Origin of the sequence: Streptomyces aidingensis (assembly GCF_900112355.1) — a bacterium.
In the GTDB taxonomy this organism is placed as follows: domain Bacteria; phylum Actinomycetota; class Actinomycetes; order Streptomycetales; family Streptomycetaceae; genus Streptomyces; species Streptomyces aidingensis.
This window is the reverse complement of record NZ_FOLM01000002.1, coordinates 192,605-205,687: the sequence shown is the minus strand read 5'-3', so window position 1 is coordinate 205,687 and position 13,083 is coordinate 192,605. Positions and strand designations below refer to the sequence as shown.

Sequence of the window (13,083 nt, the reverse complement as noted above, 5' to 3'; positions counted from 1 at the left end):
TGCGGGGAAAACCGGAAGGAATTCCCGGCAACGGCAGGGCAGTGCCCCCCTTCGCCTCTTCCGTCCCTTCTCGAAAGGACACAGGACATGGCCGAGAACGAGATGCCCGAGACCCCGGACAACGCCGACGCCCCGGAGAGCCCCTCCATCGAGGAGGTCACCGAGGTCGTCGCGCACGCCGTCAAGAAGATCCTGGAGCAGCAGGGCACGTCCGGCGTCGCCGCGCCCGGCGAGGGCGGCGGCAACTGCATCAGCGTGCTGAGCGTCGTCGAGAACTGACCGCTGCCGAGGACCGGCGGGGACCGTCGGCCGGGCCGGCCGGCACCCGGAGACGGGTGCCGGCCGCCGCGACACCACGGGAAGGGCCATGGCAGAGAAGGCAACGGTCATGACGGCACCCAGACTCCGTTCCCTCCGGGATTTCCGTCTGCTCTACGCCGGCGGCCTGCTCGCCGGCCTCAGCGCGCAGCTCTCCGCGCTCGCGCTGCCGCTGCTGGTGCTGCGCGCCACCGGCTCGCCCGCCGCGGCCGGCACGGTCGGCACCGTGTCCGGCGTCGCCATGCTGGTCAGCATGCTGCCCGCGGGCGCAGTGGCGGACAGCGCCGAGCGCCGGCGGCTCATGATGCTGACCCAGGGCGCCTGCGCGGTACTGGCCGGCGGACTGGGCGCCGCGGTCCTGCTCGGGGCCGCGCCGCTGGTGCTCATCCTGCTGGTCACCGCGGCCGGCGCGGTGCTCACCACCCTGTGCGGCCCGGCCGCCTCGGGCATGCTGCGGGCCGTGGTGCCGCGCGAACTCCTGGGCGCCGCCGCGTCCCGCTTCCAGGCCCGCGCCGCCGTCGCCCGGATCGCCGGGCCGCTGCTCGGCGGCGTGCTCTTCGGCGTTCACCCCGCCCTGCCGTTCCTGGCCGAGTCCGCCGGCCTGGCCGTGGCCGTGCTGTGCCTGGCCATGCTGCGTACCCGCTCCCGCCCGGCCCGCGGCGGCGCCCGGCCGCTCTCCCGCGGGGAACTCACCGCGGGCATCGGCTTCCTGTGGCGCAGTCCGTTCCTGCGGACCACCCTGCTCACCTTCGGCTTCGGCATGAACGCCGCCTTCGGCGGCCTGATGTTCGCCGCCCTCGCCCTGGGCTCGCGCGGCGGCGCCTCCGGGCTGGGCGCGGGCACGGTGGTGGCGCTGAGCGCCTGCGGCTCGCTCGCCGGCGCGCTCATCGCGCCCCGGGTCGATGTGGACGGCTGGTCCCGGCTGCCGCTCGCCGCCACCTGCTGGGCCTGCGCCGGGCTGGCCGGCGCCCTGGCGCTGTGGCAGCAGACCCTCTTCATGGGCGTGGCCGTGGGCCTGTGCACCGCGCTGGCCGCCGTCGCCAGTATCAAGTTCCTCACCCTGGTGCTGCTCGCCACGCCCGACCGCCTCACCGGCCGGGTGCAGAGCAGCGCGAGTCTGGTCTCCTCGCTGGCCACCCCGCTCGGCCCGCTGACCGGCGGGCTGCTGCTCGGCGCGGCCGGTCCCGCCCGCGCGTTCGCGGCACTCGGGTCCGTCTTCCTGGTCTGCGCCGCCGTCATGACCTGGGCCCCGTCCGTGGGCAGTGCGCCGGGGCCCGCGCCCGGGCCCGCGCCCGGGGCGGCGCCCGGGGCCGGATCCGAGGCGGCGCCGGCGCCCGCATCCGACAGGGAGTAGCCCGATGCCCGATCCGCAGACGACGCAGATGTACTGTCTCGCCGACCGGCTGTACTACGAGGTGCCCGGGCGGATGGACGACCGCGCGGACCGCTACCCGCCGGCCCGCGGCCCGGTGCCGGACGGCTGGCGGCGCTCCGACCGGGGGCTGTGGACCGCTCTGGAGCCGGAGGGCGCCCGTGTCCCGGGCCAGGGCTGGAAGATCCATGTCTCCGCCGTCCCGGAGCAGGCCGGGGACACCCTGGCCACGGTCGCCGCCGCCTGTCTGGCCCGCCGCACCCCGTTCAAGTTCCTGCGCAGCCCGCAGGCCCTGCGGGTGCTGAACGCCACCCACACCCCGCGCCAGAACAGCGGCAAGTTCATCACCCTCTACCCGGCCGACGACGCGGAGTTCGCCAAGCTGGTCGAGGAACTCTCCGCCGCCCTGGCCGGCCGGCCGGGCCCCTATATCCTCACCGATCTGCGCATCGGCGACGGACCGGTGTACGTCCGCTACGGCGCCTTCCGCGCCATGCACTGCCCCGGCCCGGACGGCGCCCCGGTTCCCGCCCTCCTCGGCCCGGACGGCCGGCCGCGTCCCGACGACCGCGCACCGGTGTTCACCGTCCCCGACTGGATCACCCCTCCGGAGGTGCTGGTCCCCCACCTGGCGGCCCTGGAGTCCGCCACCGTGGACGGCCTGCCCTACCGCATTGTCCGGGCGCTGCACTTCACCAACGCCGGGGGCATCTACCTCGCCGAGCATCTGCGGACCGGCCACCGGGTGGTGCTGCGCGAGGCCCGCCCGCACAGCGGCCTGGACCGCACCGGCGCCGACGCGGTCGCCCGGCTGCGCCGCGAGTACCAGGCGCTGCGCCGCCTCGACGGGCTGGACTGCGTCCCCGCGGTGCTGGGCCTGCGCACCATGTGGGAGCACCACTACCTCGTCGAGGAGTACATCGAGGGCGAGCCGCTGCTGCACGCCGCCATCACCCGCACCCCGCTGGTGCGGCGCGACTGCACCGAGCAGGACCTGGCGGCGTACGGCGGCTGGGTGCGGGAGGTGACGGAGCGCGTCGGACGGGCCCTGGACCGGGTGCACGGACGCGGCCTCGCCTTCGGCGATCTGCATCCGGGCAACATCATCCTGCGCCCCGACGGTTCCGTCGTGCTGGTCGATTTCGAGTACGCCGCCGAGGTCTCCGACAGCGCCGCGCCGCGGGCCGCCGCGGCCGGATTCACCGTGCCGCGCGGCGTCACCGGCGCCGCCGCCGACCACCACCAACTGGAGGCGCTGCGGCTGATGCTGCTGCTGCCGATGGCCGAACTCACCGAACTGCACCCGGGGAAGCGGGCCACTCTGGAACGCCTGGCCCGCGCCCGCTTCCCCGGCGGTGGCGGGCCGGCCCGGCCCGGCGCGCGGGCCGCGGGGGACGGAGAAGGGGACCGGGACGGGGACGAGCGGACCGTCCGCCGGCTGTTCGGCATCCCCGCCGCGGACCCAGGGTGGCTGGACGCCGGGGACCCGCCCGCCCGCCCCGACTGGCCCGCCGTCCGCCGCCTGCTGACCGCCGGGCTGCACGCCGCCGCCACCCCCGAGCGGGACGACCGCCTTTTCCCCGGCGCGCCCGAGGTGTTCGCCCAGGGCGGCCACACCCTCGCCCATGGAGCCGCCGGTGTGCTGCTCGCCCTGCACCGGTCGGGGGAGGACGTGCCACCCGAATACGCCGACTGGCTCGCCGCCGCGGCCGGCCGCGCCGACCCGGCCGCCGGGGGCGGACTGCTCGGCGGGCCGTACGGCACCGCCTCGGTGCTGTACGACCTCGGCCGCCGGGCGGAGGCACTGGAACTCCTGCACCGCGCCCGCCAGGCACCCCCGCCGCGCGGCGCCGGCCTGGCCGGCGGCACCGCCGGGGCCGCCCTCACCCTGCTGCGGTTCGCCCGCCTCACCGGCGACACCGAACTGTACGACGACGCGGCCCGCACCGCCGAAGCCCTGACCGCCGAGGCCCTGACCGCCGAGGCCCTGGCAGCCGCGGCTCCGGCCGGCGACGTCCCGGTGGGCCTGCTGCACGGCGCGGCCGGGGCCGCGCTGCTGAACCTCCGGCTGTACCGGCTCACCGGCGAGCGGGACCGGCTGCGCGCGGCCCGGCGGCTGATCGCCCGGGACCTGGCCGGATGCGTCACCCGGGAGGACGGCGCCGCCTATGTCCAGCGGGACGGCTACCGCCATCTGCCCTACGTCGGCGAGGGCAGCGGCGGCATCGCCCTGGTCGCCCGGGAGTGTCTGGCCGAGACGGGCGACGACCCCGGGCTGTCCGCGTTCCTGGCCGGGACCCGCCTCGCCTGCGGCCTCGCCACGGTCCGCGAACCCGGGCTGATGCAGGGCCGTGCCGGGCTGGCCGCCGTGCTCCGCGCCCTGGACGGCGACGAGCGGGAGGTCACCGCCCAGGCCGCCCGGCTCGCCTGGCACGCCGTGCACCGGGACGGCACCCTGCTGATTCCCGGCACCCGGCTGCTGCGGTTCTCCGCGGACCTCGCCACCGGCGCGGCCGGGGTGCTGCTGGCGCTGCACTGCGTCGTCGACCGGCCCCCGGGCGGCCTGCTCGGCGCGTTGGTCCCGGACTGAGCGCGCCCGCCGGGCCGTCAGACGCAGGAGGGTTTGGGGTTGTCCAGATAGCCCCAGGTGTCGGGGCCGACCTCGCCGTCCACCGCGATGCCGGAGCAGCGCTGGATGTCACGCACCGCGTCGTCGGTGAGCGGACCGAAGATGCCGTCCACATCCAGGCCGTAGCCGTAGTTGCGGTTGAGCAGGCACTGGATCTCCTTGACCGACTCGCCCGCGTGGCCCTCCGCCCAGGCCCGGTCGCGGTCGGCGGCGTAGGTGCAGTACTTGCGGCCGGGCGCGCCGGGGTCGGGGGCGGTGGTGGCGGTCCTGGTGGGCTCGGGTGAATCCGACCGGGTGGGCTCCGGGTCGGGCTTGGCCGATTCGGTGGGGCCGGGGTCGGCGCCGGTCCGGTCGTCGGTGCCCTGCCGGTCGTCGCCGCCCGGGGAGTCGCCGTCGCCGCCGGGATCGGCGCCGTCCTGCGGGTCCTGCTGCTCCTCGGCGTCGTCCGCCGGGTCCTCGGTGGCCGAGGGGGAGGAGTCGGCGGCGGGGGAGGACCCGGGCACCGCCGGGGCGGCGGCGTCACCGCCTCCCGGCGTCCCGGTCTCCTCCGGGCCGTCGGTGCTGTCGGTGCCGTCGGTGCTGCCGGCTCCGGACGCCTGGCCGCCGCCCCCGCCGAAGACGCCGGCCGCGTAGCCGCCGCCCGTCAGCAGGGCGACCGCCGTGGCGACGGCCGCCGCGAGCACCACGATCCGGGTACGGCGCCGGGCGCGGGGCGCGGGCGGTTCGCCGGCCGGCGGCGGCCCCGGGTGGGGGGTGAGGCCCGGTGTGGCCCCCGGCGGGGGCGGGGTGTGCGCGAGGACCGGGCCGAAGCCGCCGAAGCCCCCGGCCGGTGTGGCCGGTGTGGCCGGAGTGGCCGGTGACGGCGGTGTGGCCGGACCCGGCTGCATCCCATGCGCCCCCGGGGCCGCCGGGCCGGGCGGCGCCGGTGCGCGGTGGGCGGCACGCGCGGCGATCTCCTCGGTCACCCCGGCCGGCAGCCAGCCGGTGTCCCGGCGCAGCTCGGCGCCGGGCGCCAGCCCCCGGCAGGCCTCGATCAGCCGGTCCGGCGCGGGCCGCGCGGCCGGGTCCTTGGCGAGGCACCCGCCGATCAGGCTCCACAGTCCGGCGGGCAGCCGGCTGAGATCGGGCTCGTCGTGCACCACCCGGTACAGCAGCGCCTGCGGGTCGCCCTCGCCGAAGGCGCCCCGTGCGGTGGCGGCGTAGTGCGCCAGCAGGCCCAGCGCGAAGATGTCGGCCTGCGGGCCCACCTCGCCGGTGGTGATCTGCTCCGGGGCCATGAAGGCGGGGGTGCCGATGCGGCTGTCCGTACCGGTCAGCGAGGTGGCGTCGGTGGCCCGGGCGATCCCGAAGTCGATGACGCGCGGACCGTCGGCGGCCAGCAGCACATTGGACGGCTTGAGGTCCCGGTGCACCACACCGGCCGCGTGGATCGTCTGCAATGCCTCGGCGACCCCCGCGACCAGCAGCAGCACGGTGGCCTCGGGCAGCGGGCCGTGCAGCGTGACGGCCTCGCTGAGCGACGGTCCGGCCACATAGGCGGTGGCCAGCCAGGGCATCGGGCCCTCGGTGTCCGCGTCCAGCACCGGGACCGTGTACAGGCCCTGGACCCGGCGGGCGGCCCGCACCTCCTGTTCGAAACGGCGGCGGAAGTCGGGCGCCTCGGCCAGCTCGGGCCGGACCACCTTCAGCGCCACCGGCTGGCCCCCGGGCGTGTGGGCGAGATAGACCGTCCCCATGCCGCCGGTGCCCAGCCGGGCGGCGGGCCGGAACCGGCCCACCTCGGCCGGGTCCCCCGGGCGCAGCGGCTTCAGGCCGTGATTTCCCGCTGCTCCCCCGTTGCTCGCGGTCATCGTTCCCCCATAGGTCTTCCAGAACGCCGCACCACACATTACTTGTTGGCGTCCACCGCCCCCGCTCCCGGCGGAGAGCGGAACGAGAGCGGCAGGGCGGCGGGCAGGGCGGATCCGCCGCGGCATCAGCTCAGATCGGGCCAGGCGATCAGCCGGGCGGCGGTGGCGTGATCGCCCGTGATGTCCAGCGCCGTGTACGGGACGCGGCGGTGCAGGGCCAGCAGCACCCGGCCGGCCGGGCCCCGCAGCGTGGCGGCGGGCGGCCCGCCGGCGGGCGGGTGGCCGGCGGGCGGCGAGAGGGGCAGGGAGAGGGTCCAGGCCGGGCCTTCCGCGGTGGCGAGGACGACGGAGGCCGGGGCGTGCGGCCAGGGACCGGCGGTGCCCAGCGAGACCGTCAGGAACTCCGGGATGCCGTCCAGGGCGACCGCCGTGGGAACCGGCTCCGGACGGCCCGCGGCCTCCTGGGCGTCGTAGGTGTGCACGGCGGCCTCCTGGAGCTGGTGCCGGGCGACGGCGCCCACGGTCTGCGGCGCGCCCGAGCCGCCCCACCAGGTCCAGCAGCCGCGGGCCGGGTCGGCGGCCCGGAGCGCGGCGAGCAGCAGCCCGGTGGACTCCGCGGACCAGGCCAGGAGATCGCCGTGCGGTGCGAGGTCGCCGAGCTGCCCCTCGGTGGGCGGGGCGTCCGAGGGGCCGGCGGCGACCGCCGCCGCCCAGGAGCGGTGGACGTCCCCGAGATGGGCCACCAGATCGCGCAGCGACCACTCCGGGCAGCCCGGCACCCGGGCCCTGAGGTCCGGCGCGGCGGCCACGGTCTTCCGGAAGGCGGCGGACCGCTCCTCGATCAGGGCGAGAAGCTCGGGATAGGGCAGGGCGGAGGGGGTGCCGCCGCCAGTCGTGGGCTCGGTCATGAGGCTGTGGTAGCACGTGCCACTGACAAGCGGGCGATGCGCGGGAACACGACCGCCGCGACCGGCCCCGCGCCCGCCCGGCGCGATCCATCCGGTGTCCACCCGGTGCCGCGGACCGCCTGAGCCGTGCCCCCGCCCGGCATGCGGCGGCCGGCCGTCCGGCATAGCGTGGGGGGAGATCCGGCCGCCGGGCACGGAGGGAGCCTTTGATGACCGAACAGTCCGCCGAGGAGAATCTGCCCACCCCCGACCGCCTGCTGCACAGCGGCGGCGACCGTCCGATCGATCCGGAGGACCTGGTGCGGCTCTCCGGCCGCGAGCCCACCCCCGAGCGTGTGGCGCGCGCCCGCAAGCTGCTGGAGGAGGAGGGCGCCGCGGCCGTCGAACGTCTGCTGCCCTGACGGCCGATCAGGACGTCAGGGACGTCAGGAACATCAGGGACATCAGGGACATCAGGGACAGGTGTAGGTGAAGGACACGGACGCCGTGTGGGTGCTCGGCCCGGTGATTCTGAGCTGGGCGGTCGCCGCCACGGTCCCCTCGCCCCGGAACGTCCACAGCAGATGCAGCAGCGCCTCGGTCTGGCCCCGGGTGACCTGCTCCTTGAGCACGCCCGAGGAGGTGCCGTCGCTGCGCGTCCACTGATAGGTGAGGGTCCCGGGCCGGCCGTTGGTGCGGACCACCCCGACGACATCGGCGGTGGAATCGCAGGCGAATGTGGCGTCGGTGCGCGCGGTGACCGCGGTGATCTCCAGCGCCGGACCGGAGCGGTCCCAGAGCAGAAAGGCGGCCACCCCGATCAGCACCGCCACGGCCAGGCCGTAGCGGCGCAGCAGCCGGCGCCGCCGGGGCGGGGGAGCGGGCGGCGCCTCGCCGCGCCAGATACCGGCCGCGGCGGCGCCGGCCGGCGGCTGCGCGGCGGGCACACCCGGGCCGAAGCGCAGCACGCCGTCGCCGCCCGGGTCCGGGTCCGGGTCCGGGTCGCGCAGGGTGGGCGCGGTCCCCTGCGGGCCGGGGCCGGGCGCGAGGGCGGTCGGCTGCCGGTCACCGGGCAGCGGGGCACCGGCAGGGGCGGCGCCGCCGCCTCCGCCGTTGTCCCAGGAGCCGTCCAGCTCGGTCGCGCTGTAATCCTCGGCGTCCTCGTCCGCCGGCCCGGCGGTCGGCGCGCCGTCGGTGCTGCCGCCGGGCAGCCGGACCGTCGCCTCGTCCCCGTCGCCGTCCGCGTCCTTGCCGAGCCCCCGCCAGGCCGCGCCGGTGCGGGGGTCCTCGGGCGGCCGGGTCAATGGAGACACCCCGCGTCGATGGTGACCGGATTGCCCTTGCCGGGCGTGGGCGACACGGGCGTCACCACCAGCCGGTACCAGATCCGGCAGGTATGGGTGGTGACGTCGTTGAGCTGACGCTGCCACGTATACGCCTTGCCGCCCTCGAAGGTCTTCGTCACGGGCCTGCCGACCGGCTTGCCGGGGTCGTCGGGCCCCGACGCCTGGTACCACTGTGCCGACAGGGTCACGGGGCCGGCTCCGTCGGGGTAGATCTGCGCCTCCGCGTAGGCGGCGGAGCAGCCTGCCCCGCAGCTCACGAGCGAGGCGTTGGTGAACCTGACGGCCTTGACGCCGGTCGCCGGGGGCGGCTCCTCGGTGCCGCCGGTGGTGGTGTCTCCGGTGGTGGTGCCCCCGCCGTCGGTTCCGGCCGTGGTGTCTCCGGTGGTGGTGCCGCCGCTGTCGGTTCCGGCCGTGGTGCCCGTGGTGGTGTCGCCGGTGGTGCCCGTCGAGGTGCTGCCCCCGCCGTCGGCGGCGCCCGAAGTGGTTCCGGACCCCGTGGCTCCCCCGGTGGCGGTGCCGCCGGTGGTACCGCCGGTGGTGGTGTCCCCGGTGGTGCCGGCCGAGGCGGTCGCCCCGCCGGTGTCGGTGCCGCCGCCGGTGGCCTCGTCGTCCGGCTCCTTTGTCTCCCCGGGCGAGGGATCGCCCGAGGGCTCCGTCTCCGGCTCCGTCTCCGCCGGGGATTCGGGCCGGCCGGCCTCCGGCTCCGGGTCGCCGATGTCGAGCGGGACGCCGTCGGTGTCCCGCGGGCTGGGCATGGTGGTGGCCTCGGCACGGGCCTCGCCCTCGCCCGCCGCCCACACCCCGGGCAGCACGGTGCCCGCGATGATCAGCGCGCCCGCCAGCAGCGCACCGCCGGAGACCAGCCAGCTTCCGATGTCCCGGCCCGGCGGGGTGCCCTGCGGCGCGGGCGGTCTGCGGCCCGGCAGCATGGTGACCGCCAGATCCGTGCTGCCCGCCGGTGCCCCGTCCGGCCACGGGAACAGCAGCGGCAGCAGCGCGGCGAGCGCCGCCAGCTTCCGCTGCCCGCGCTGTTCCCAGTCCGGGCCGTAAGCCTGCCCGGCCACCCGCTCCAGTTCCCCGACGAAGGCCAGGGCGTCGGCCGGGCGGTCGGCGGCGTCCTTGGCCATCCCCCGTGCCACCAGCTCCCGCACCTGCTCCGGCACATCCTCCAGCGGGATCGGTGCGCTGGTGTGCGCCACCGCCAGCTCCGCGAAGCCGGCCCCGCTGTACGGCCGGCGGCCGGTGAGGCATTCGAAGAAGGTGACGGTGGCGGCGTAGACATCGGTGGCGGCGTCGGCCGGGGCGCCCCGCCACTGCTCGGGCGCCATGTACGGCGGGGTGCCGCTGATGCCGGAGACCTGGCCGCCGCTGCGCGTGGCGATGCCGAAGTCCACCAGCTTGGAGCTGCCGTCCTGGCCGACCAGCACGTTCTCGGGCTTGTAGTCGCGGTGCACCACGCCGGTGGCGTGTGCCGCGGCGAGACCGAGCAGCGAGCCCTTGAGCACCGTCAGCGCCGCCTCGGGACCGGTGGGCCCCTCCTGCTTGAGCAGGGCCCGCAGCGGAACGCCGTTGACCAGCTCCATCACAATGGCGGCGCCGCGCGGCCCTTCCACATATTCGTAGAGGCCGGCCACATGCGGGGAGTCGAGGCTGCCGAGCAGTTCGGCCTCGGTGCGGAACGCCCGGCGGAAGCCGTCGTCCGAACGGAGGCCCTCGCCCAGGTACTTGATGGCCACGGACCGGCCGGAGGCACCGTGCACCGCGATGACCACCCGGCCGCCCGCTCCGGCACCCAGTTCCCGGGTGCCGGCGTAACCGGGCACCGTCCAGTCCTCGCCGGCGCCCGGGCCGTGAAAGTCTGACATGCGTCCGTCCCCCCTGGTCACCTCGTCCCTGTCCGGCATCCGGGCCGCGGGGACCCGGATGTGCGCCCCCTCGGGCACGATGATGCCAGCCGGGCCGCCGGTTGCCACCGCCCGCCCGGTAACAACCGGTCGACAACCACCCGTCGTCCCCGTGGCTCAGCGGCGGGCCAGGCGCAGGTGCCAGCCGTCACCGTCGGGGTTCTCCTCGCGGGTGGGGACCAGCACAGGGGTGAAGTGGCCCAGGTCCGGCCGTCCGCCGTGATGCCATTCGGCGATCCAGCAGCGCAGGATTTTCAAGGAGGGGGAACGAGGGTGATCGGCCAGGATGACGCCTATGGCGTCCGGCCACAGGGGAGCCGCGTCAGATCGGCCCCGCCGGTCGTCCATCGGCCGGCGCCCTCCCGGACGTCCTGGTCTGTATAGTCCATACGCACGCCCCTGGGGGGTGACTCGATGAGTACACAGCGTATGGAGCCGACCTGGGGACCCTGTGCGGCCGCGGGCGGCACAGATCGCTCGCGTGGGTGAGGAGGGCGGTTGGCGGCCGCCGCATCTCCCCAGGGGTGAGGGGATAGACACGCCGGTGGTCCCTCCTCAGTCGCCTTGAAAAGGGACCACCGGATGCGTGGTTCAGATGCAGTCGGTCTCGATGGCGTGGATGAAGGTGGTCCAGGCGCTGGTGGTGGCCTGGAAGGCAGGGATGGTGGTGTCCTTGGAGTCCCGGACGGCGAGGCCGCCGGGGAGAGTGGCGACCTCGACGCACTGCTCGCCGCCGTCGCTGTAGCTGGACTTGTACCACCCCGTGGTGGGGAGTGCGGTGGTGTGAAGGCGGCTGGGGTTCATGCGGTGCTGTCCTCCATGATCTGCTTGATTTTCTCCCGGGAGTCCTCCACGGGAAGTGCGGCGGCCTGGATGCGTTCGAAGGCCGCCTCGTAGACCTTCACGTCCTCGGTTCCCTCGGCGAAGCTCCCGCCCCGGATGTTCTCCACGTTGATCACGGTGGGCCAGGGCTGGGGGAAGCGGACGACGTGGAAAGGTCCCACCATCCCGGGGTGCGGGGTGGCGAGTATCGGCATCACCTGGATGTTGATGTTGGTCAGATCGGTGAGGTCGAGCAGGTGCCGTAGCTGGTCGCGCATCAGCGTCGGTACAGCCGCGGACCGGTAGTGCAGTGCGGATTCGTGGATGACCGCCCAGAACTTCAGCGGCCCGGTCGGCCGCGTGGTGTCGGTGAGGATCGCCTGGCGCTTCTTGCGGACCTCGACCAGGGCGCTGACCTCGTCCGGGGTGCGGGTGATCGCCGTACCCGCGATGATCTCCCGCGCGTACTGGCCGATCTGGAGCAGGCCGGGGATCAGGCCGGGCGTGTAGGTGTGGGTGGACTCGGCGTCGTCCTCCAGCCCGATGTAGTCCTTGTAGGAGGCGCCGGGGACATCGCCGTAGGTGGACCACCATCCGGTCTTGTTCGCGTCCTTGGACAGCGCCTCCAGGGCGGCGATGACATCGGGGTCGGTGACGTCGTACTGCCGCAGGAGCAGGGCCACGTCCTTGATCGGCAGGTGGGCCTTGGCGTTCTCGATGCGGCTCAGCTTGCTGACGTTCCAGCGCATGGCCGCCGCGGCCGAGTCGATGCTCATGCCGCAGGCGTTTCTGAAGCCCCGCAGTGCACTGCCGAGACGGCGCCGGCGCACAGTCTGGACCAGCGGAGGAGTGGGCACCTTGCTGACCTCATTTCGGGTTGACGGGAAGCGGACCGTGGTTGTTCGTCCCTTCTTCGGGTGAGCGGGCCCGACTTCGGGAAAAGTCTGCCCGCACCGAGGATCGAAAGTCCAACGAACTCACGTTCTTTCTTTGCGAGTTCAGGACCAAAGGTTGCGTCCATCGCGGAAACGAGTACATCCTGCCAGGGCGAGAGAACGTGATGGTGCATCACTTCATGATCGCCATCGCACGCGCAGTAGTGAGACCGGGCTGCCCTGACCTCGGTCACGATCCCGGTTGCTTCCCCTGTACTTTCCCGGCCCGCGCCTGCCCTTCAGGCGGGGCCGGGAGACCCCACCCTGGGAGCCGTCCATGGCGAACAGAGCACCAGCATCCCCCCGCCAGGGGGCCGCCCCCGACCTCCGCGAGGTCCACCAGGACGTGGTCCTGGCTCTCGCCCTGGCCCGGCACGGGCGGCCCCAGGGCGAACTCACTGCGGCCCTGCGCCGCCGCTTGTGCGGCTACATCCACGCGCTGGCCCCCGACGCCCGAGCCTGGGCGTCCTCCCACGCGGTGAGGACGTGCGGGACAGCCACCACGAGACCATCCGCAAAGCCGTCTCCCTCGCCGCCGGCAAGGCCGGTGACGAGGACGCCACCGCCGAACGTCTGCGTTTGCTCGGGAAGGCCGCCGACATGCTGGCGAGGATGGCCAGCGGCCACCAGCACGTCGTCAGCCAGGGGGCCGTCTCATGCTGACTCCCCACCTCCGGCACCCGGACGAGGACCAGCCGACCGCCGTGAAGGGCTGTGCCACCTGCACACACCTGGACCGCTTCCGGCAGCGTGCCTCCGCGGCCGGGGACGGCTCGGCGGTCTCCGACGCGAACGTCCGTATGCGCCGCCACCAGAAGGCGGAGCACTCCTCGTGATCCGTGCCGTCCGCCGCTTCCTCTACACCTTGGGCCGGTTCGCCGCCCCGCTGTTCATCTGGGCCATCGGCTTCGGCATGGGCTTCACCCTCGCCGCGGCCTGGGCCACCGCCTGGACCGGCCGCCGGGCGGGCGGTGACCAGTCGCCCCGCCCGCCTGGCGGTCCTCCACCTCCAGCCCTTCC

At 75.1% G+C, this 13,083-nt stretch carries 13 protein-coding genes; 6 read left to right on the top strand and 7 right to left on the bottom strand.

Translation table 11 applies throughout. The features are described 5' to 3' along the window. Positions 1–87 precede the first annotated feature (87 nt). The 3 genes from BM242_RS05460 (at position 88) to lanKC (ending at position 4,280) form a co-directional block, all read left to right on the top strand. On the top strand, positions 88–279 hold the full coding sequence (locus BM242_RS05460) for a hypothetical protein (protein ID WP_093837510.1): 192 nt from the start codon (positions 88–90) through the stop codon (positions 277–279). Between the two features lie 109 nt (positions 280–388). Further along, positions 389–1,672 (top strand): MFS transporter, encoded by a 1,284-nt coding sequence (locus BM242_RS05455; RefSeq protein ID WP_093837509.1) that lies wholly within the window; start codon positions 389–391, stop codon positions 1,670–1,672. 4 nt (positions 1,673–1,676) lie between these two features. Beyond that, positions 1,677–4,280, top strand: a complete 2,604-nt coding sequence (gene lanKC, locus BM242_RS05450) for a class III lanthionine synthetase LanKC (RefSeq protein WP_093837508.1) — start codon at positions 1,677–1,679, stop codon at positions 4,278–4,280. 17 nt (positions 4,281–4,297) lie between these two features. Here the strand turns inward: lanKC and BM242_RS05445 are convergent, their stop codons facing one another. Then, complete coding sequence (locus BM242_RS05445; protein WP_093837507.1) at positions 4,298–6,169, bottom strand: serine/threonine-protein kinase; 1,872 nt, start codon at positions 6,167–6,169, stop codon at positions 4,298–4,300. 125 nt (positions 6,170–6,294) lie between these two features. Continuing rightward, positions 6,295–7,077, bottom strand: a complete 783-nt coding sequence (locus BM242_RS05440; RefSeq protein ID WP_093837506.1) for a maleylpyruvate isomerase family mycothiol-dependent enzyme — start codon at positions 7,075–7,077, stop codon at positions 6,295–6,297. 209 nt (positions 7,078–7,286) lie between these two features. Here BM242_RS05440 and BM242_RS05435 point away from each other — a divergent pair, with 209 nt between their 5' ends. Further along, complete coding sequence (locus BM242_RS05435; RefSeq protein WP_093837505.1) at positions 7,287–7,478, top strand: hypothetical protein; 192 nt, start codon at positions 7,287–7,289, stop codon at positions 7,476–7,478. 51 nt (positions 7,479–7,529) lie between these two features. Here the strand turns inward: BM242_RS05435 and BM242_RS05430 are convergent, their stop codons facing one another. From BM242_RS05430 to BM242_RS05410, 5 genes are all read right to left on the bottom strand, one after another. Continuing rightward, positions 7,530–8,360 carry a hypothetical protein gene (locus tag BM242_RS05430; RefSeq protein ID WP_093837504.1) on the bottom strand — a complete coding sequence of 277 codons (831 nt, stop codon included), beginning with the start codon at positions 8,358–8,360 and terminating at the stop codon, positions 7,530–7,532. Next, on the bottom strand, positions 8,357–10,267 hold the full coding sequence (locus tag BM242_RS30045; RefSeq protein WP_245833850.1) for a serine/threonine-protein kinase: 1,911 nt from the start codon (positions 10,265–10,267) through the stop codon (positions 8,357–8,359). The genes BM242_RS05430 and BM242_RS30045 overlap by 4 nt, the downstream gene beginning before the upstream one ends. 156 nt (positions 10,268–10,423) lie before the next feature. Then, a complete protein-coding gene (locus BM242_RS05420; protein ID WP_093837503.1) occupies positions 10,424–10,654 on the bottom strand; it encodes a hypothetical protein in 231 nt (76 codons plus the stop codon). A gap of 243 nt (positions 10,655–10,897) precedes the next feature. Further along, positions 10,898–11,110, bottom strand: a complete 213-nt coding sequence (locus tag BM242_RS05415; RefSeq protein ID WP_093837502.1) for a DUF397 domain-containing protein — start codon at positions 11,108–11,110, stop codon at positions 10,898–10,900. Further along, positions 11,107–11,958 carry a helix-turn-helix domain-containing protein gene (locus tag BM242_RS05410; protein WP_342746943.1) on the bottom strand — a complete coding sequence of 284 codons (852 nt, stop codon included), beginning with the start codon at positions 11,956–11,958 and terminating at the stop codon, positions 11,107–11,109. Before BM242_RS05410 ends, BM242_RS05415 begins: the two co-directional genes overlap by 4 nt. 591 nt (positions 11,959–12,549) lie before the next feature. Between BM242_RS05410 and BM242_RS29215 the strand changes: the two genes are divergently transcribed. Both BM242_RS29215 and BM242_RS05405 read left to right on the top strand, forming a co-directional pair. Next, entirely contained in the window at positions 12,550–12,726 is a 177-nt protein-coding gene (locus BM242_RS29215) for a hypothetical protein (protein WP_175541278.1), read from the top strand. Next, positions 12,720–12,899, top strand: a complete 180-nt coding sequence (locus BM242_RS05405; RefSeq protein ID WP_093837500.1) for a hypothetical protein — start codon at positions 12,720–12,722, stop codon at positions 12,897–12,899. The genes BM242_RS29215 and BM242_RS05405 overlap by 7 nt, the downstream gene beginning before the upstream one ends. Positions 12,900–13,083: the final 184 nt, after the last annotated feature.

Coding starts and splice junctions, on each gene's coding strand:
- BM242_RS05455 (WP_093837509.1), top strand. CDS start 389: ATGACGGCACCCAGACTCCGTTCCCTCCGGGATTTCCGTCTGCTCTAC.
- BM242_RS05420 (WP_093837503.1), bottom strand. CDS start 10,654: ATGGACGACCGGCGGGGCCGATCTGACGCGGCTCCCCTGTGGCCGGAC.
- BM242_RS05405 (WP_093837500.1), top strand. CDS start 12,720: ATGCTGACTCCCCACCTCCGGCACCCGGACGAGGACCAGCCGACCGCC.
- BM242_RS05415 (WP_093837502.1), bottom strand. CDS start 11,110: ATGAACCCCAGCCGCCTTCACACCACCGCACTCCCCACCACGGGGTGG.
- BM242_RS05435 (WP_093837505.1), top strand. CDS start 7,287: ATGACCGAACAGTCCGCCGAGGAGAATCTGCCCACCCCCGACCGCCTG.
- BM242_RS30045 (WP_245833850.1), bottom strand. CDS start 10,267: ATGTCAGACTTTCACGGCCCGGGCGCCGGCGAGGACTGGACGGTGCCC.
- lanKC (WP_093837508.1), top strand. CDS start 1,677: ATGCCCGATCCGCAGACGACGCAGATGTACTGTCTCGCCGACCGGCTG.
- BM242_RS05440 (WP_093837506.1), bottom strand. CDS start 7,077: ATGACCGAGCCCACGACTGGCGGCGGCACCCCCTCCGCCCTGCCCTAT.
- BM242_RS05445 (WP_093837507.1), bottom strand. CDS start 6,169: ATGACCGCGAGCAACGGGGGAGCAGCGGGAAATCACGGCCTGAAGCCG.
- BM242_RS05460 (WP_093837510.1), top strand. CDS start 88: ATGGCCGAGAACGAGATGCCCGAGACCCCGGACAACGCCGACGCCCCG.